This window comes from Moorena producens 3L, from assembly GCF_000211815.1.
Taxonomy (GTDB): Bacteria; Cyanobacteriota; Cyanobacteriia; order Cyanobacteriales; family Coleofasciculaceae; genus Moorena; species Moorena producens.
In genome coordinates this window covers 1-18,376 of sequence record NZ_GL890969.1, presented here as the reverse complement: position 1 = coordinate 18,376, position 18,376 = coordinate 1, and the positions used below count along the sequence as shown (strand labels likewise).

The following is an 18,376-nucleotide window of genomic DNA, read 5'->3' as shown; positions in this document are numbered from 1 at the left end:
GATAGTAATAGGCGATAAATATGTGAAATCCTAGCATCACAAAGAATACACTGACTAGGAAGATATGGGTGGATAGCCAGATAGAGCGTAGATTACGAATTAGGGGGCCTTTAGATATACCCGGTAGCATGCTGCCAATGCCATCCTTTGCTGGCACCCAACCAAAATATTTTCTAGGAGATTCTAACACCCCGGTTTCCGCCACAACACCGACTAGAGCCGATAGGGTTACACCAAAAAATACCCACAGGAATATAGAATTAAAATTCTTACCCGTCGCCCCAATGGTATGAATTAATGTTGTCCCTAAAAGTGCGACTCCCAAAAAGATATGTAAACTGCGCCACAGCTGCATAGAACCAGGAATAGTCAACTTAATCATCCAGCCACGACTACGCTTTCTAGCTGTTAGTACCATCTCAAACAATACAAAGGCTAGGGATAGATAGCCGGTAATTTGCTTATAAAGTTCCCCTTGTAAAAGCTGATACCATTTAAAATAATTGTCCCGCAGCATCGGTAGATAAAGGGAACTGAGGGCAAAGGGAGTCAGAATTACCACACAGATGAAGGTGAGGATGATTAAGGTAGAAAATTTGGGCTTCATAACATAGTGGCTTTTCGGTTAAACCTATTTTTTAAGCAGTCAGCAGTCAGCAGTTAGCAGTCAGCAATCAGCAGTTAGCAGTCAGCAGTCAGCAGTCAGCAGTTAGCAGTTAGCAGTCAGCAGTCAGCAGTCAGCAGTCAGCAGTCAGTCTTTGGGTGATAGTTGATAGCACCTCAAGTAGCGTGGGCATAAGCTGATAGCTAATAGCTGATAGCTGATAGCTGATAGCTGATAGCTGATAGCTGATAGCTGATAGCTGATTGCTGATAGCTGATTGCTGATAGCTGATTGCTGACACATTTCCCCTAAAAATTAGGTGCCTTTTAGAGGCAGATTAATGATGACGCCACCCATGACTTCGCCCATCTCGAAGACTTTGTCAGGATAGCGCTCTTTGTGTACAGGATGGGTGTTGTGGCAAGTGACACAGGCTTCAGCGACGGCTTTATCAGGGTAGACGGCAGAAAAATAGGTTGTACCAGCAATTTCTTGATAGTCTTTGTAAGGCTCACCAGTTTCAACCACTTCTGCCATTGCTTTCTTTTCAAATTCAGATTTTGGCGCTTGGTTATCGTTGATGTTCCAAGGGGAAATTAAGCCGTAGGTAAACTCTCCGTTATCAGAAGCAATCTCTGCTCCTAGACGGAACATTTGAGCTGGTAGGGGAATACCACCAGTTTGTTGCCAACCTTCAGTGGCTTCAGCATCAACTACTCCCTTTGGCTTGTCTTTGCCTTCTAATTTCTTTAAGCGGTTAATAACGTGCTTGGTGTAAGCGGTGCGGTCTGCTAACAGTACAGTATGGATATAATCCACAACTAATTCCGGAGCAACACCTCCAGCTTGCTGACTGGAACCGCCGCCACAAGCTACAACAGTGACGCAAATCGCTAAACCTAAGGCAATTAAGCCCACAGCTTTGGTTTTCATGCGATGTAGCAATGTATTGATTGCCATGATTTCGTGTTTCCTCTCCTTGTATTTAATTGGTATGACGTGGCTATGACGTAGCTATGACTAGGGCTAGGAATGATTAGCGTTAGCTAGTAGCTTTAATTAGTAGCTTTTACTACTAGTAGCGTTAATTAGTAGCGTTAATTAGTAGCTTTTACTACTGTTCAGCGTTACTCGACCGTTTCTTCTCAAATGCACGAACTAGATCAAAGGTTTCTAGCTGAAGGCTAGGAGGTCGAGCAAAGTTTTCCTCTACTAGCTCATCGTCGAAGATGCTGTTATAGCTATACTCGACGCTGTGGCAGTTCATACAAACTTCCTTAACCATGCGATCGCGTGGTTTAAGAGTAAAGGTATTGTTGTGATTAACGACAATTGTGTTTTCTGTGTTTTCCAGCTGCTGACGAGGTAGATGACAGCTAGCACAGGTGACCGATTCACCATTAGGTCTGGGTAACGTACCTTGGTCGGCCAATAGTTCGGCATGCTTTGAGTTTTGATAGTTGAGGGAGTGGGTGTCATTATGACAGGTCAAGCAGGAATCTACAGAGGCTTGCCAGGTATTTACAGAATGGACATTGTGACAGCTGTTGCAGTTCATTTGCTTGTCCATCGCTGACTCTTTCATCGGCAAATGAGCCATTGCTGGTGTCAAGGGAGATAGTCCTTCTGAGATCCGAATGCCATGCTTACCATACAGAAAGGTCTCAACTGCTACCTCATGGCAACTTTGACAACTTTCCTGGGTTGGTTTAACCACTAATTCTTTAGTGTCAGAGTCTTGGTGACAGCTAGAGCAGTTAACGTCTGCTAAGGCATGAGCACTGCCTTGCCACAACTGATTAATTTCAACTAATTCCGCTTGGGAAAGGGATGCAGCGGCGTCTTTGGGCACACCCCCATTAGTGGCTACATCAATAACAGTGTTTGTGTTACCTCGGATACCGCTGACGAATACAAACCCAATGAGGACGAGTATAATCACAATCAGTTTTTTCATGACTCGCTCCCCAGGAATTCTTCACCTAAATCGGGAGTAGGCGCTTCTTCTAATTCCCCAGTAACTGTGCGCTCCAACAGTACAGGTTCTGGCAACATCGGCAACTGATCGATATTCTGACGCAGGAATCCTGTCGAGATGGAGCGGTGGTCGTGGAAGTTATGACAGCCTGCGGTCCAGCAACCATCCGGAGCAAATCCTGTATGACTGGCTAAGTCACCGGTGATGATGCCCTCATGGCAAGCCATACATAGGTCTGGCTTGAGGTGAACTCCTCGCCCAAACATATGGACGTGTTCGTTATGACAAGCAGTACAGGTTAGTACATCTATCTTGGTTAAGAGTTCAGCCCAACGGGGGTCACGGAACTTTTTAGATCCGTGAGCATCTGCTGCCATTTCGGCTTCGTGACAGCGCATACAGGTTTCGTTGGTGACCGGTTTAAACCCCTCATGACAGGAGTTACAGGAGACCTCAAACAAAACATGCCCCTCCGAGGTAGTGCCAGGAAGGAACACACTGCGGTGATCTAAAGCGAAGGCAGCGCTTAACCACGTTAGTAGGATCACCATCACACCGATGATGACTACCTTGGATTGGAGAATAGTAGGCTTAAAAAACTTACCCAGATTGCTTGCCATTTTTAACTATTTACAACAGGATGGCTTACAAGAGCATGGCCAGGATCAGGGTGACAATTCCACCAGCCCCAAACACGCCACCGACTAAGGGCCAGTTAATGTTTGTTTCCGGCACCTCATACTGTTGGGGGCTGGGTTTTGTGGCCTCTGGTTTTGGGGAATCTAACTCCACTTCTTCAGAGGAATAATCCGCACCATCCAACATGATGGTGGTAATGGCTCCGTAGGCATCTACCCAGGCTTGCTTGACCTCTGGTGTCCAATCCGCCCCCAAGTATTGCTCAAAGGTTTTTAGGAGGCTATTGCCCACTAATGGATAATGTTCTGGCAGCGCTCCATACTGAACATGTCTCGCTCCTAGTCCTTTGAGGGCTGAACTGAGGGTATCTGGTTTACGTAGATTTTCTACTACCAGTACCAAGGAAGCCAGCAGTTTTTTCTTTTGCGCAACCATGTCTGTGGTATCGAACAGAGGCTGGGCGGCTGGATAATCGGTGAATAGATTTTCGTAGAAGCTGGCTACAAATTCTGTAGCGCGAGGCTTAACCTTATCAAAGCTTTGTTCTAATAGTTCGACTTGTAAAGACATTGCTATATATCACTCCCTAGGATTTAGATGGGATTTAGATGGGATTTAGATGGGATTTAACTGTTAGCTTGGCACCGAGCCCCCTATACTTACTTCAACCCACTTTTGGGTTGGAGTCATTGAGGTTGAGAGTTTGACATCCCCTAAAGGTAGATGCCCAGTGGAGATAACCTCCCACCAGGCAGGATTTTCAAGATGTCTAACTGTGTAAGGTTCCCACTGACTAACACTGACTAAGTCGATGTGATTAGATCAATAGTCCATATCGAGATATAACGATAGGTTTCACAATCGGGAAACATCGTAGCTTTTGTTACAAAGAATTTATAAAATTTTATATTATGCATCAAAATATTGCATTTAATACATTTTGGATTTGATAATTAGGCTTTGGTTGGAGAACGCTTAAATTAGAGTCCGATATTCGGCGTTGCTGAATCTTCGAATTAATAGGAGTAGAGTGGGCATCCTGCCCGCCCGAACATATATGTGTGGAACTGGCATCTTGCCAGTTCCACACATATATTGAAACTGGCATCTTGCCAGTTCCACGCCTGATGCCCATTCCACAGGTGCGACCCAAGGCCGCGAGGGATTGCTCGCGGCCTTGGAGGCGCGCACCTGACTCTTAAAATCATTCCATTATTAAGTAACGCTGGAAAATCAGCTGTTCGTCGGATCAGTCTCCTGTGTGATCGAGATAGTAGTCCAATGCAGTGAATTTGATGCAGTTAATTTTTTATTGCCGTGAGGCAACGATTAAACAATGCTGAACATTTTAAAACAAGCAAGTCTTGCTGGACAGCAGGAAAATTTTTCATTACTCACTCACCATCTTCAGCAGTTGTCCTTAGGGAAAAATGGTCAGACACAGCAGCGGTTAAGTGATGAAGAGTTCCAGCTAGCTTTGAGTCTGGGATTACAGGTGCTCAAGAGTGGGGATTTTCAAGAAAAATGGGCTTTAGTAAAGGTGCTACCAAAACTGGGGAAAGCCGTTATTGCTCCGGTGATCAGCATCCTAGAAGATGAAGCACTAGATTTGGAAGTCCGTTGGTTTGCTGGTCGGATCTTAGGTCAGTTTGATGACCCGGCAGTGGTGATGGTGCTAGTCAAATTGCTGAAGGATGGTGAGGATGAAGAGTTAGCCTATATGGCTTCTGAGGCACTGGCAAACATTGGGACTTCAGCGGTGGCGGCTTTAAGCCGTTTCCCAGAATCCCCAGAGGCCAGATTATTGGCAGTGCAAGCCCTGGCTCATATTCACCGTCCGGAAGTGATTGAGCCATTGCTGAGTGTGGTTAATGACCCCAGCTCGGAAATACGGGCTACTGCTATTGAAACCCTCAGTAATTTTCGCTCACCCTCAATTACTCCAGTTCTCCTGAATGCCATAAGCGATCAAGTGGCAGCGGTGAGGAAAGAAGCGGTGATTGGTCTAGGGTTACTACGCACTCTGTTGCCAGATTTAGATCTAGTCAAGCGGATTAAACCATTGCTTTATGACCTGAATTTGGAGGTTTGCCACCAAGCTGCGATCGCACTCGGGCGTTTAGCTACCTTGGAAGCCCATCAAGCGTTAGTTAAGGCACTCCAGTCACCAGCTACACCAATCAGTTTACAAATCGAGATTGTCCGTGCTTTCAGTTGGGAGTTTACTACCAATTCCCTACAACAGTTACAAGCAGTGCTGAGGGAGGCACCCACACCAGTCTGTCGGGAAATCATTAGCGTCCTGGGGATGGTAGAGTCAGACTATTTGAAACCCAAAGCCGCTGAGATTTTGATCGACTTTTGTCAATCAGGGCAAGTGGCTACCGAAGATCACCAAATCAAACAAACTCTAGCCATGTCCCTAGGACAATTAGCTCAATTTAAATCAATACCCTTACTCAAAGACTTGGTGGCAGATTCAGATCACTCCGTGAGCTTGCATGCGATCGCAGCCCTCAAAAAATTCTGATTGTAAATTCTCATTCTAAATTCCCTTTAGTCTAGGGGCGTAAAGCCTTCATGGTCTACCGTTGCTAAGGCTTGCATTTTTTTGTGCTATACTCTATAATTGTGGTTTAATTCAGAAGTGGGCTACCCCTTAACTCAAATCCCTAAGGTGGACTTTAATTGAGGAAAGCCGATCTGAGCCATCCATAGAGACAACAGAAAAATCAATAAAAGCAAAGATATTGCGGAGCAAGCGTGGTTTAAAAGCCAATTATGGGCGTTTGCTTCATGATTTTGCCACAAAAATTTGCTACCATCAAGTACACTCGCGAACCCTAGGGGACGATTTAATAGAAGGCCATTGAGTAGTCCAGCCTCAATTGTTCCTAGACTTGCTCTGTGGATGGAGAAATACGAGTGAATATAAACGACGATACCGTATTCAAAGCACTTCTGAGTTCACTGAACACAAATCCAGGCTTTGACTTTACTAAGCACCAGATTCCAGGTCAAAAGTGCCTCAAAATTGAATCACTAGATCCTAAGCAATCCTCTCTAAAGCCGGAGCTGCTCTATGCTGCTCTAGAGGAACTCTCTACCGGTTTTGAGGAACTCAGCGAGAAGTATGAGGCTTTGCAAGCGGCTTACGCTGTGTTACAAGCACGGCAACAACACTACCATAATTTGTTTGAATTGGCTCCGGAGGGTTACCTGGTAACCAATGCTCAAGGAATTATCCAAGAAGCAAACAGTGCAGCTGCTAGTCTACTAAACGTACAGCAGTATTATCTGGTGGGTAAACCGCTGATGAGCTTTATCAGTGAAGCTGAGTCTAATCGGTTCGACCTCCAACTCCACCAGCTCCAGGAATTGCAAAAGCTCAAGGACTGGCAAGTGGTATTGTGTCCACGGCAAGGTAAACCTGTAGCGGTTGATATGTCAGTGTCTGTCTGTTGTGACTCTCAAGGCAATGTGGTTAGTATCCAGTGGATCATACTTAATGTGACTGGGTTCTAGAACCGCTAAAAGAGCTCGAAGTCAAAGACATCAGGGCTCTACAATCCGGTTTTATCATTACCCTTTCTCTGGAATTGAGGAAATTCCTGAGTAAGATCATCAATTAACTAGCACAGATGGCTGATTGTGCTTCTCTGCTTGGGTTGACAAGGCTAATCCGTTACCCTTACCAGATTTTATCCAGCTTCAGCACGAAACCAGGCAGTACCGACTCATCACCCTTGACCGTAGCCGGATTGTCCAACTGTTCCACTTCTACCCCAGGACGGTAAATATACACCTGACGACTATTTGGGTCAATCAACCACCCCAAGCTAGCGCCATTTGACCTGTACTCCTCCATCTTGTTCTTGAGATCTTTCACCCTATCAGTGGGGGAACGCAATTCAATCACAAAATCCGGGCATATGGGAGCAAATTTTTGCCTTTGTTGAGGTGTTAGGGCTTCCCATCTTTCTAACTTTACCCAAGAGGCATCAGGGGAACGTTCTGCACCATTGGGAAGTTTGAAACCAGTGGATGAGTCAAAACCTACTCCTGTACCGTCCTGTTCCACCCAAGTCCACAACTGACCACCTATACTTAGATTACGTTTTCCGGTTTCACCTCCTGTTGGGGGCATAACAATTATTTCTCCCTCTGATGTCCGCTCAATACGTAATTCTCGGTTAACCTGACAAAATTCAAAAAATTGGTCATCATCCATCTCCAGTGCCGGGGGCATCCTCAGCACAATCGGATTAGTTTCAACAGCTGTGGTGGCGAATGTCATGATTTAGTTGCTTCCCGCACAACAGAGTTTCTTCTATTCTAGTTATTGGTACTTACAGCGGTTTTCAATTCGGTGAGGTACAAATTTCTACGTTTTAGGGAGCAGGCAAGAGGCAAGAGGCAAGAGGAACCCACCCCTAACCCCTCCCAGGAGGGGAAGGCAAGAGGCAAGAGGCAAGAGGCAAGAGTGAAAAAATTCTGTGTACCTCAGGTGCGACCCGTGGCGAATTTAATTCTTAATGGGTCAAGCGCACCTAATAGTTATGAAAAACGCTGTAACTATCAGACCACAATTTGTTTTGTACCGACAAATTCTGTTTCAAAGGTTAAATTCTCATCTTCTAGCAGCATTTCCATTACTTCTCGCAAATTTTCCTTTAACTCGTCTAAGGTTTCTCCCTGAGAATGTGCGCCTTTAAATCCTGGAATATAACCAACGTAGAGATTGGTATCTAAATCTCGCTCAACAATTGCAGTAAATGTTTTCATGAAATTCTAGTTTTTTAATTTAATAATATCTTCTAGCGGTTTGCGACTTTTCAAGTAGCGTGAGCTTTTAGCTGACGGCTGACGGCTGACGGCTGTTCGCGCTACGTCATAGCCCCTTAGCGCCAGTCACCGATTAGAACAAAGGGTGCCCAGTAATAGGGATGTTCGTAGTTAGGGTCTTTCAAGGTACTTAACTGAGCAAGGCGCAGGGCTTCAGCTTTGGTAACGTTCCGTTGAGTAAATTCTTGGTAAAACTGACCCATTAGCTCAGCAGTGGCTTGGTCGTCAATAAACCACAGAGCGCCGAGAATACTGCGGAATCTAGACCTTAGGGCTAATCCTGCGAATCTAAAAGGTGTTTGATTATTACTTTGAGCAGTACTACAATAACTGAGAACGAGTAATTCAATCGGGTCAAATTTTTCCTGTTCTCTTGAACTCAGTAACTTTTCAAAGTCCTTGGCTTTAATTTTTCCATCCCAAGTAAGTATAAATGTATCTTCTGATTCTGAAGAAAACTGTGAATGGCTTGCCAAGTGAACTATAGGGAAGTAAGAGGAGTTAAGTGCGTTTTCCAGGGCTTTACCAGTGAAGTCCTGATTAAGTAGGATTGAACTTGGTATCATTGAGCTAATTTTTTTTACCTCCACCTCAACAAAGGGTAATGGTGAATAGCCTTGGCGGAATTCAGAAACTCCAGCAATCAAAGCTTTTAAAGGTTTTTGTTTCTGGGGCTGAGGCTCTAGACTCTGTAAAGCGGGGGTGACAGCAATGGCATATTTTTCTACTAAATGCTGCTCACCATCGTAGAGAGCTGCCATGGGAATACTTCTTAGCCTACTATTGGGCACAAATACGATAGTCTTGATGTTGCTTTTAGCTAACTTAGTTTCTGCTGGTTTAATAAGCCATTCGTAAACTTTTGGGGAGAATCTACGCCATAAACGTCTATGCACGATTCGCACTGCCTCTTTAAAACTGCTAAGCGTTTCCTCAACTTCTTTTGCAGATAAAGGTGTTGAGTAGTGGTGCAATGCTTGACCTGGCAAGTGAAGAATTACTTCCAAGCGGTCGTCCAAAAGAATAGGATAGATTACTGCTGCTTGGGAATCAATCTGGTCAATGTCGATGAGATTAGGATTCAAGGGAACTATCTCACGGAAGTTATTGAGTTGAGTCAAATGGAGTGATTCAATAACCTGACGAACTTTTCTGAGATTTTGCTGGTTAGAGCCAGTTTCCTCAGAATCCAAAAGTGACCCGATAAACCCCTGATAAACACTCTCTACAATCTCTATAAAATTAACCTTTATAGCTGAATTTATGCTGCTTAAATCACTACCTAAGGATTGGATAGTATCAAAAGCATTACCGTAAGCAGACAAGGCTCCTTCAGTATCTCCTTGAGCTGCCAGCAGATGACCTTTGGTAGTTAAAGCTTGAGCAAGAATGATTGAGTGATCTAGAGAGTTTCTCTTATCTGAATTTGCTAATAGTTTCAAACTCTCTGAAACTGCCTTCATTGCCTGATCAAACTGTTCAAGTTGCTGATAAGCAATCGCAATATTGCTCAGCAGCATCGCTTGTTTGAGTTCATAGTCTTGAATCTGAAAGGACAGAGCTGCTTTTTTCCTGGCTCTTTCTGCCTCAGAGTGCTTCTTTGCTCTGTCAAGTCTTACAGCTAGTCGAGATAGCTGGGATACATTTTGAAATTCTTGCTTTACCTGGTTAAGTTCTATCTTGGCAGAATCAACCTGACGATTCGCGTCTACTACTAGAATTACTGCTATTTTTACAGAAATCCCAGCTCCCAATAACGCTAAAACTAACACACCCAACCCGAAACGCATCTGTCGTTTCGCTTTGCGATTTGCCTCAGTTAGTACCAGATTTATCTTCTGGGCTGCTTCCCTATCTTTCCTCTCTCTCTCTAATTCCGCATCTCGTTCCTTTTGAGCGATTTGCTCCTCTATCTGCTTTTTCTCACTTGCTGCCAGAAACTGTTGATCCTGATAACTTAAATTCTTACCCTTTGCCCAAGCTTGAGCATTCTTTAGAGTTTGACCGCGCAACAATAGTGACTGATCCTGACAATCCGAGGCCACCCAACCCCTAAAGGCTTCCGAATAGGGACGTAAGTGGGCTAATTCTTGGTTAATCCAGTCCTGATTAAAGACTTCACGGTAGATCGGGTTATAGACTTTAAGCACTGGAGAGGTTCCAAGTCTGTGCTTGACCACTAACCCAGATAACTGTAACTTCCCCTCCTCAAAACTGTTATTAGCAACAACTTCCCCCTGCTGCCACACCTGCTGATACAATTCCAACAAATAGGCAGCCCGTTGCTCATTACAAAGAATGCGATCGCGTATGGTCTTCAAGTGTTCCGGTTGATCGGTAGCTTCCCAGTTGTCGATAAAATGCGATCGCACCAACCTCTCAATCCATTCCTTCTCCCTCTCCTTCTCCCCCCTTATTAAGGGGGGTTGGGGGGGATCCAAACTTGTTAAGGGCTTCTCAATCGATTTATTCTCCCCCCTTATTAAGGGGGGTTGGGGGGGATCCAAACTTGTGAAGGATTGGGGGGGATCCAAACTTGTGAAGGATTGGGGGGGATCCCAACACCCAGAACTAACCACCAACTGACAGAGCTTTTGAGTAAGAAACGGTTGTCCTCCTGTCCACGTTACTATCTCCTCGATAACAGCTTGGGGGTTACTGACGTTTCCCTCCAATCCCTTGACTAACGGCTCAACTTCATGGAGTTGAAAGCCATGTAACTCAACTGCTCGGCCAATATTAAACGGGGTGCGGTCTTTATCTGCTATTAAATCCCCTGGTGTCGCCACCCCCAACAGCACAAAACTGATGCGATTATAGGCAGAATTTTCCGCCCGTTTGTTATAACAGGCTCGAATTAGGGCAAAGAAGTCATCTTTAAACGCCAGTTGCAGAACGCTATCAATTTCATCAATAAAAATAACAATCCGTTCGGCAATTTGGATCAGTAAGACTTCTTCGATAAACTCCCGAAAAAGCTGTACTGGGGGAATATCTTTGTGCTCATTGAGCCAGCTGCGAAATGATAATTTCTCCTGTAGACCGAATCGGTTAATCAGAGTTTTGGTTAAGCCGCCATACCATTTCTCTGGGGTAACCTGTTGGGTTCCTAATTCCGTAATATCAATGGATGCACAAGCCACCCCGTGGTTTTGCAGCCGTTTCATGGTTCGCACTCTCAGGGAAGACTTCCCCATTTGGCGGGAATTCAAGACATAGCAAAACTCTCCAGCCAGCAACTGCTGATAAAGTTCCCCGTCAGCGGTACGCACCACATAAGTACTAGCATCGGGTGGTAGGCATCCCCCAACCTGATAGGCTCCTGTACTCATAGCAGTTCTCCTAGGTGGTCTCTAAAATACTGTCGATATAAATTACAACTGGCCATGACCTGATTGCCTTGCTTTTTCACTAGCCCCATGCTGTACAACTTATAGGCTGCTATCAAGTCCAGATGCACAGGAGCGTTAGCATCAATCACCTGTAATAGTGCTTTTGCCAAGTCTGGGTGTGGTTGCAGCATCCGCCACAGATGTCGCAGGTGGTTGGCGTAGATGCCAGCATCTGTGGGAGCGGCTTGCAACAGTTGCGCCAGGGAGTTATTACCGTGGATTTGGCAGTGAGATAAGGCTTGCTGTACCAGATCAGGATGACCTCCCACCATCCCCATCAGTTGCTCCACAAGGGATTCACTCCAATCCTGTCCATGTTGTCGGGCTAATTCCTGGACTTGTTCCGGGGTAAATTCTGGTAATTCAATGGGCACTCCCACATTAAACGGGGATTCATTTATATTGAGAGGGATATAGACATCTGTGGAATGGACAACCACCAACCGTAATCGTTTCCAGACCTGTTCCACTTTCCCCCGTTCGTGCCACGCCCTCAGCAATCCCAAAAATTCTGAAGCCACCTCAGGGTAGGGAAAAACTCGGTCTACTTCATCGAGACATAAAACCACGGGAGCGCCAGCTTCAGGCAGAAGATAGTTCTCAAAGTATTCGGTACAATCGACTTTAGCCGTGGAAAAGTCTTCATCCCAATAGTCTCTCAACCGATTCGGTATCTTCAAGCTTTGACCAACACTGATACAAAACCACTTGAACAATCGATCGACATCGGTCAAGTCATTGCTATGGGCTAAGTGGAAATTTACATAAGCCTTTCGGTAGCCCTTCTCGGCAAGCTGATCCAACATTCTCACCATCAGCAATGTCTTCCCCATCAGCCTCGGAGCTTTAATCCTGACCAAGGCACCGGGACCTAAAAGGGCTTGATAACAAGACTGTTCAATGGGAGGACGTTGGACATAAATCAATGAAGAGTCTTCCTCAGGGCAGTGTGTGATCACTACTTCTGAGTTTACTGTCCCATGGGCTGACGTATCATTGCCAGTATTTTCGTCAAAGAATGCAATGGCGTTCCAGTCTTGCCCCAGTTTTTCACTAATTTCTTTGAAATTCAGGTTATCTACAGCTCTGCCATTGAGATAATTATTGACGGTTGATAGAGATATCAATAACTCATCAGCTAAATCTTTCTGGCGAGGGAAACCGTTGCGTTGAACCGCTAATTTTACCTGGTCAATATACTCTGGGCGAACTCTAAGTGAGCGTGGCATGGTCTAGGTTAGATGAGCTAATCAAACTATAACGCTCTTTCCTAGGGACTTAGCCCAACTCAGGTACAACTCAGGCATAACTCACCTTTTAACCTACGGCAAATTCTGTCAACTTACGTGCGTTGGGGTCATGATAACCGATCACAATTTCTGACTTAGGTACTCCTAATTCTACGAGCTCATCGGCTACACCAACCCCAGTACCATCATGTTGAATCCAGATTTTTTCTCCCTTGATATCAATATGGATCAACGAACCACAAACTCGACGGTCACCTGACCAGCCAACTGTTACTATTGACACTCCCCGCTAATCGCGAGACGGGGATTCTTCGCTCAACGATTCGACTTGCTGAACCTGGCCGGAACCAAGAACAGTAGAGGTCAAATCTCCCGAAGCGTTGGGGTCTAAGACCCAGGTTCCGGTGTGCCCCACCGTACCCAAAGCTCTCTTCAGAATGTTGACTGCGGCGTTGTGATCTCGATCTAATCTACAACCACACTTACAGGCGTGAGTCCTAGTTGATAGTGACTTCTTCACGATTTCACCGCATTCAGAGCAGTTTTGACTGGTATAGGCAGGATTTACTGCAACGGTGACCCTGCCGAATTTTGTTCCAAAGTGCTCTAACCATTTCCTAAATTGATACCAACCAGCATCATTAATAGATTTAGCGAGACAGTGATTTTTAACTAGATTCTTAACCCTTAAATCTTCGTAGGCGACCAAATCGTTAGATCGGATTACGCAACGTGCCAGTCTCTTGGCATGTTCTTCACGCTGCCTACTTATTTTAAGATGGTGTCTACCTAGTCTATTAATGGCTTTTTTCCGATTGGCTGAGCCTTTTTTCTTCCGAGATACCCGGCGTTGATAAAACTTTAGACGTTCTTCTCCCTTTCTATAAAAACGAGGATTAGACTCTGAGTAGCCATCAGAGTCAGTGTAAAACTCTTTCAGTCCTACATCTAGCCCTATAGTCTTCCTGGAAGGGTCTAATTCTTCTTTTACATCAACCGCAATACAAAACTGAACATAGTATCCGTCAGCCCTTTTAACAATGCGAACTCGCTTTATTTGCTTTAAATCAAATCGCCACAAGTCCCATGTCCCCTTGAGCTTCAGTTTTCCTATGCTTTTTTTGTCCCTGAATGTTATAGCTTTCTTGTCAGGCGATAGTTTCCATCCAGATTGCTTATACTCTACTGAACGGCAATGCTTTTGGAAGCGAGGGAATCCTTTCTTGCCAGGTATCTTTTTCTTGCAATTGTCGTAAAATCGAACGATCGATGACCATGCACGCTCAGACGCAGCCTGTCGCGCTGTTGAGTTCAGTTCATTAGCGAAAGGTAATTGCTTGGCCAGTAATTTGCAATACTTACTGAGGTCATATTTCCCGGTTCCTTTATTGTCCATCCATAATCTAATGCAACAATTACGGATAAACTTAACTGTCCGAATAGCCTCATCTATTGCAGAGTACTGACTTTCTTTCCCGTAGGCTTTGAACTCAATTATGATCACCGGATATCGACCTCCTCCGTTACTATTTTATCTTACACTATTTAGCGACTTTAGTCGCTACTGGCTTTCATCCCCGGTTTAAAAACACGGGGCTTTCAGCCTTAGGAGCCCCGTAAGTAATGATCATCGTTGTGGTCAAACACTGTAAATTGTTCAATCTCACCATAAGAAGGTACAAACTGTTTATGTCGAGCTAACACCTGCTGAATCCATTGCCGATACTGGTTCAATCGTTCCACTGTACAACTACCTCCTTGTCTGGGTCAAAAACTAGTAGTTTTACCTTGTATTATTTTAGGCTTATTCGCCATTTTCAGTGGCACCGTCTCTAAGGAAGGCGCATTTTTTAAAAAATACATCCACAACTCATCGAGTTGGTCTAACTCCTCCAACTGCTTCTCAAACTTCGGTAATTCTACAAACACTAATTCTAAGTTATTTTCTACGTAGCTGATGTTGGGTGCATCTCATATTTGTAAAAAGGGAGTGTGGGGCCCGGGCGCGGGGAGTGTGGGAATTTTTGCCTAATTGCCAAACTCAGATGCACCCTCCCTGTTCCCTGTTCCCGATTCCCGATTCCCGATTCCCGATTCCCGATTCCCGATTCCCGATTCCCGATTCCCGATTCCCGAATTTAATAATTGTTTATTGTTACTTATAACAGTGTTAATTAAAATAAATATGTATCATATATCAAAAATTTGGATTACAGAGGTTAAACCTGATCTAATATCGAATATTATTACCATAATTGCATAATTAATATGCTTTAATTCCATCAAGCCTAAATTTTTTGTATTAAAAAATACAAACAAAACCTCCATCCAAGGTAATTCTTAAAATCGTTAAAGTTAATCGTCTCTTAACTATCCCTTGATCAAAAACTGATCAAAAAGGGCTCAAATGACACTAACTCAGGACAAAGGAGCATTACGGGATCGGGAGATGAGCAGAAAAACTACCAGAATTCTGAAGCTGGTATTTCCTGATCTGTTATCTCTGTGTGCCATGTTGTAATCAATTTGTCATGAATTAGTGACAGACCTGACAAGAGACGGTAGTCGTGTTGACTTGACGGTAGTCGTGTTGACTTGATCGAGTCAAAACCCTGATTGAGTGTGAGGAAACCCTGTGAACAGATCAAAAAATTTGTGGCTCTCTGTGCTAAAATGCCCCACCTTGTTTGTTGGGGCAACCCTATTGATTTCATCCTCAGCAGTAGCAGCAACTGAGGAAGCTTTGCCAGAAGAGACTATCTCTCAAGAATCCGCTGTCAAGCCTACCACTACAGTAGAAACACTGACTTTACAAGCACTCCCTGAGGTCACTTCCCTAACTCAGTCCGTTCTTGCCTCTGATCTGCCATTAGTGGCTGATGCCTCTGATGCCTCTACTGGGTATACGGTTAAGCTCAGTAATTCCACTACCAGTAATTCCACTACCAGTAATTCCACTACCAGTAATTCCACTATCAGTAATTCCACTATCAGTAATTCTGCTAGTGATTCAGTGACGTCATACGGTGACGAGGAAACTGCAGAGGATGACTTGATGGGACCGGTGACTGGTGTTTCTCAACTGAGTGGACAGACTGTAGAGGATGACTCTATGGAACAAGTCACTAATGTGTCTCAACTCAGAGACATTTCCCCTGGAGATTGGGCTTATGAAGCATTACGCTCTTTGGTAGAACGCTACGGCTGTATTGCTGGTTATCCCAATGCTACCTTCCGGGGTAACCGAGCTTTGACTCGCTACGAATTTGCTGCTGGTTTGAATTCCTGTTTGAACCAAATTGAGCGTTTACTGGGGGGCGTTACTGGAGATTTTATCACCCGTGAGGACTTAGAAAGTCTACAACGGTTAATACAAGAGTTTGAAACAGAACTGGCTACCCTAGGGGCACGAGTAGATAACCTAGAAGGACGGGTAGCCTTCTTAGAAGACCATCAGTTTTCCACCACCACTAAACTCAAGGGTGAGGTGATCTTTGCTCTAGCTGATGCCTTTGGAGGGGATGCTGATGATGTTCAGACTGTTTTTCACAACCGGACTCGTCTCAACTTCTTAACCAGCTTTACCGGTAAGGACATGCTCCAAACCCGTCTTCAGGCTGGGGATGCCCCAACCTTGATCACAGGGGCTGGTGGCGAGCTGGCGGGAACTCAAGAAGGTCGCTTTACCTACGATGGACCGAGTGGTAATGACGTTATTATTGATATCTTGCGCTATAAGTTCCCCCTAGGGGATAAAGTAACGGTTCAACTGTTGGCTAACCGAGCACTGCATCACTATTACGTCGATACCGTTAACCCTTTCTTTGAAGGTCGTGCTGGTGGTTCCAATGCTATTACCCGTTTTGCTGAACGTAATCCCATCTATCGGATTGGGCCATTCGGTGCTGGTGCTGCTCTTGCCATCAAGCCCATCAAGGATGTTCGGATTGATTTAGGTTACATCTCCAACACCGCTAGCAATCCTCAAGAAGGCCAGGGTCTATTCAATGGCAACTTTTCTGCGATCGCTCAGTTGGTTTATGGTAGTGATTTCAAAGTTGGATTCACCTACATTCGGGGTTACGAAAATAATGGTGCTGGACGACCCCGTTTAATCCTAGGGGGTACTGGCACAGCCCTGGCTAATCTCAATCCAACAGCTTTGGGGAATGCTACCAGTTTAGGCACAGTTGACTTTGATACCGCAAGAGTGGAAAGCAACTCTTTCGGTGTTGAAACCTCTTTGAGACTTACCCCCAACATCGTACTCAATGGCTGGGCAGGCTACACCGATGCTGAGTTGATTGGCTTGGGTGATGCTGAAATTTGGAACTTTGCTGCTGGTATCGCTTTCCCCGATTTGGGCAAAAAAGGTAATCTGGCCGGAATTTTTGGTGGTGCGGCACCAACCCTCAGAGGACTGGATTTGGATAATGGCAACAGTAACTTTGACAATGATTTTGCCTACCAGGTTTCAGCGTTCTATAAGTACAAAGTCAACAACAACATCTCCGTCACCCCTGGTGTGATTTGGCTTCTCAATCCTAACCAAAGTTCTGACAACGATGATGTGGTCATTGGTACTCTCAGAACCACCTTCACCTTTTAATTTTTAGGCTTGACGTCCCGCGCTCTACCCATGGTTGGTGAGCGTCGGGATCAAAGCTGTTAGGGAAATTTGACTGGAAACTTTACGACCGAGCAAGCCCCCTCACCACTGTCATCCCTTTGCTTACAGGAAGCGGGACCCCGAAACCTCCATCGCCTCACTATCGGTAGCGATCCCTTGAAGGTGCTAGCTCTTCGGGCTAATGGCGAAGCGGGACCCCAAAGCGTCCATGCTATCGCCACTTACTAATACATTTTTTGATAAATTTGTCAATTTGTAAAATATAATACAAATTCGTACCTTTCGCCCCTTTGGGATTGCCTGTTGAACCCTAGGCTAGGCAAAGGGAGAGGCCAAAGCGTCAATGCGATCGCCACTGACCAATACATGTTTTGATTTGTTTGTCAATTAGTAAATTTTGATACAAATTTGCAGGATTATAAGCACTTTTCTCTCTCGGTAGAAAAGTGTTGACTAGCTAAAAATGTGTAGGTAGATTTAATTTGTAAGCCTAAATAAGGGTTACATTACACCCGATAGCAGTTTTTTTAACAGGCTGTTATGGGTTCCAGATGCTAGTTAGTTATCCATTTTTGGAGTTAATGATCATGAAAGGTCTCTTGAAAACAATTGCTTGTTTTCTGTTTACCGTGGCAATCTCTTTTGGTGTATTTGCAAATAATGCTTTTGCAGGTGACTTTAGCCAAAGTTGCTCTGTTCCCCATGTTAGTGCTTCTGAGTTATGCGCTCATTGTTACACGAGGGATCATCAGTTCAACTACACTTGTATTGACCTGAACTATTACATTGAAAATCTTGATGGTAATCTTGTCTGGCAGCCTGACAACTTCATTGAGACTTGCAAGGAGACTTACCTCTCCGGTGAAAGTATCATGAATGCTAAGTGCGAGAAAATTGATGGAAGCTTGAATCAGGCCGACATTGATCTAGATGAGCACATTGCCAACGATGATGGCAATCTCGTATACGAGCCATAGATAGAATTTATTGAATTCTGTCTGGTGAGCATCCCTACCAAATAGTGGCTAGCTGTGCTCA

At 44.7% G+C, this 18,376-nt stretch carries 17 protein-coding genes; 5 read left to right on the top strand and 12 right to left on the bottom strand.

Annotated elements, in window-relative coordinates:
• The 5 genes from LYNGBM3L_RS45260 to LYNGBM3L_RS28020 form a co-directional block, all read right to left on the bottom strand.
• Positions 1-607: hypothetical protein (locus LYNGBM3L_RS45260; RefSeq protein WP_044495149.1), on the bottom strand; the 607-nt coding region annotated here is incomplete at its 3' end.
• 312 nt (positions 608-919) lie between these two features.
• Positions 920-1,564, bottom strand: coding sequence for a Tll0287-like domain-containing protein (locus LYNGBM3L_RS28035; protein ID WP_008189374.1), 645 nt, complete (start codon positions 1,562-1,564; stop codon positions 920-922).
• Between the two features lie 154 nt (positions 1,565-1,718).
• Positions 1,719-2,561, bottom strand: coding sequence for a cytochrome c3 family protein (locus tag LYNGBM3L_RS28030; RefSeq protein ID WP_008189372.1), 843 nt, complete (start codon positions 2,559-2,561; stop codon positions 1,719-1,721).
• A complete protein-coding gene (locus tag LYNGBM3L_RS28025; RefSeq protein ID WP_008189370.1) occupies positions 2,558-3,202 on the bottom strand; it encodes a cytochrome c3 family protein in 645 nt (214 codons plus the stop codon). Before LYNGBM3L_RS28025 ends, LYNGBM3L_RS28030 begins: the two co-directional genes overlap by 4 nt.
• Before the next feature lie 25 nt (positions 3,203-3,227).
• Entirely contained in the window at positions 3,228-3,791 is a 564-nt protein-coding gene (locus LYNGBM3L_RS28020; RefSeq protein WP_008189369.1) for a globin family protein, read from the bottom strand.
• 766 nt (positions 3,792-4,557) lie between these two features.
• On the opposite strand from LYNGBM3L_RS28020, the gene LYNGBM3L_RS28015 reads away from it, so the two are divergent.
• Entirely contained in the window at positions 4,558-5,751 is a 1,194-nt protein-coding gene (locus LYNGBM3L_RS28015) for a HEAT repeat domain-containing protein (RefSeq protein ID WP_008189368.1), read from the top strand.
• A 395-nt stretch (positions 5,752-6,146) separates the two neighbouring features.
• Positions 6,147-6,746 (top strand): PAS domain-containing protein, encoded by a 600-nt coding sequence (locus LYNGBM3L_RS28010; protein WP_044495145.1) that lies wholly within the window; start codon positions 6,147-6,149, stop codon positions 6,744-6,746.
• Between the two features lie 166 nt (positions 6,747-6,912).
• Here LYNGBM3L_RS28010 and LYNGBM3L_RS28005 read toward each other — a convergent pair whose 3' ends face one another.
• The 7 genes from LYNGBM3L_RS28005 to LYNGBM3L_RS37265 all read right to left on the bottom strand — a co-directional run bounded on the left by LYNGBM3L_RS28005 (position 6,913) and on the right by LYNGBM3L_RS37265 (position 14,451).
• A complete protein-coding gene (locus LYNGBM3L_RS28005) occupies positions 6,913-7,518 on the bottom strand; it encodes a Uma2 family endonuclease (RefSeq protein ID WP_008189366.1) in 606 nt (201 codons plus the stop codon).
• Positions 7,519-7,799: 281 nt separating this feature from the next.
• Positions 7,800-8,006 carry a type II toxin-antitoxin system HicB family antitoxin gene (locus tag LYNGBM3L_RS28000; RefSeq protein ID WP_008189365.1) on the bottom strand — a complete coding sequence of 69 codons (207 nt, stop codon included), beginning with the start codon at positions 8,004-8,006 and terminating at the stop codon, positions 7,800-7,802.
• Positions 8,007-8,122: 116 nt separating this feature from the next.
• The gene (locus LYNGBM3L_RS41990; RefSeq protein WP_008189364.1) at positions 8,123-11,398 is read right to left on the bottom strand and encodes a CHAT domain-containing protein; all 3,276 of its coding nucleotides are present in this window, start codon (positions 11,396-11,398) and stop codon (positions 8,123-8,125) included.
• Complete coding sequence (locus tag LYNGBM3L_RS27985) at positions 11,395-12,687, bottom strand: AAA-like domain-containing protein (protein ID WP_008189363.1); 1,293 nt, start codon at positions 12,685-12,687, stop codon at positions 11,395-11,397. The genes LYNGBM3L_RS41990 and LYNGBM3L_RS27985 overlap by 4 nt, the downstream gene beginning before the upstream one ends.
• Before the next feature lie 88 nt (positions 12,688-12,775).
• On the bottom strand, positions 12,776-12,991 hold the full coding sequence (locus LYNGBM3L_RS27980) for an element excision factor XisI family protein (RefSeq protein ID WP_008189361.1): 216 nt from the start codon (positions 12,989-12,991) through the stop codon (positions 12,776-12,778).
• Between the two features lie 6 nt (positions 12,992-12,997).
• Positions 12,998-14,212 (bottom strand): RNA-guided endonuclease InsQ/TnpB family protein, encoded by a 1,215-nt coding sequence (locus tag LYNGBM3L_RS27975; RefSeq protein ID WP_008189359.1) that lies wholly within the window; start codon positions 14,210-14,212, stop codon positions 12,998-13,000.
• A 101-nt stretch (positions 14,213-14,313) separates the two neighbouring features.
• Positions 14,314-14,451, bottom strand: coding sequence for an element excision factor XisI family protein (locus LYNGBM3L_RS37265; RefSeq protein ID WP_008189358.1), 138 nt, complete (start codon positions 14,449-14,451; stop codon positions 14,314-14,316).
• Between the two features lie 281 nt (positions 14,452-14,732).
• Between LYNGBM3L_RS37265 and LYNGBM3L_RS44485 the strand changes: the two genes are divergently transcribed.
• The 3 genes from LYNGBM3L_RS44485 (at position 14,733) to LYNGBM3L_RS27960 (ending at position 18,315) form a co-directional block, all read left to right on the top strand.
• Positions 14,733-14,873: a hypothetical protein gene (locus LYNGBM3L_RS44485; protein WP_154659944.1), complete on the top strand. Its 141-nt coding sequence runs from the start codon at positions 14,733-14,735 to the stop codon at positions 14,871-14,873.
• Between the two features lie 470 nt (positions 14,874-15,343).
• The gene (locus LYNGBM3L_RS27965) at positions 15,344-17,317 is read left to right on the top strand and encodes an iron uptake porin (RefSeq protein ID WP_229414746.1); all 1,974 of its coding nucleotides are present in this window, start codon (positions 15,344-15,346) and stop codon (positions 17,315-17,317) included.
• 608 nt (positions 17,318-17,925) lie between these two features.
• Positions 17,926-18,315 carry a mannose-binding lectin gene (locus LYNGBM3L_RS27960; RefSeq protein ID WP_075873683.1) on the top strand — a complete coding sequence of 130 codons (390 nt, stop codon included), beginning with the start codon at positions 17,926-17,928 and terminating at the stop codon, positions 18,313-18,315.
• Positions 18,316-18,376: the final 61 nt, after the last annotated feature.

Coding starts and splice junctions, on each gene's coding strand:
- LYNGBM3L_RS28015 (WP_008189368.1), top strand. CDS start 4,558: ATGCTGAACATTTTAAAACAAGCAAGTCTTGCTGGACAGCAGGAAAAT.
- LYNGBM3L_RS27985 (WP_008189363.1), bottom strand. CDS start 12,687: ATGCCACGCTCACTTAGAGTTCGCCCAGAGTATATTGACCAGGTAAAA.
- LYNGBM3L_RS28030 (WP_008189372.1), bottom strand. CDS start 2,561: ATGAAAAAACTGATTGTGATTATACTCGTCCTCATTGGGTTTGTATTC.
- LYNGBM3L_RS28035 (WP_008189374.1), bottom strand. CDS start 1,564: ATGGCAATCAATACATTGCTACATCGCATGAAAACCAAAGCTGTGGGC.
- LYNGBM3L_RS28000 (WP_008189365.1), bottom strand. CDS start 8,006: ATGAAAACATTTACTGCAATTGTTGAGCGAGATTTAGATACCAATCTC.
- LYNGBM3L_RS28020 (WP_008189369.1), bottom strand. CDS start 3,791: ATGTCTTTACAAGTCGAACTATTAGAACAAAGCTTTGATAAGGTTAAG.
- LYNGBM3L_RS28025 (WP_008189370.1), bottom strand. CDS start 3,202: ATGGCAAGCAATCTGGGTAAGTTTTTTAAGCCTACTATTCTCCAATCC.
- LYNGBM3L_RS27960 (WP_075873683.1), top strand. CDS start 17,926: ATGAAAGGTCTCTTGAAAACAATTGCTTGTTTTCTGTTTACCGTGGCA.
- LYNGBM3L_RS41990 (WP_008189364.1), bottom strand. CDS start 11,398: ATGAGTACAGGAGCCTATCAGGTTGGGGGATGCCTACCACCCGATGCT.
- LYNGBM3L_RS28005 (WP_008189366.1), bottom strand. CDS start 7,518: ATGACATTCGCCACCACAGCTGTTGAAACTAATCCGATTGTGCTGAGG.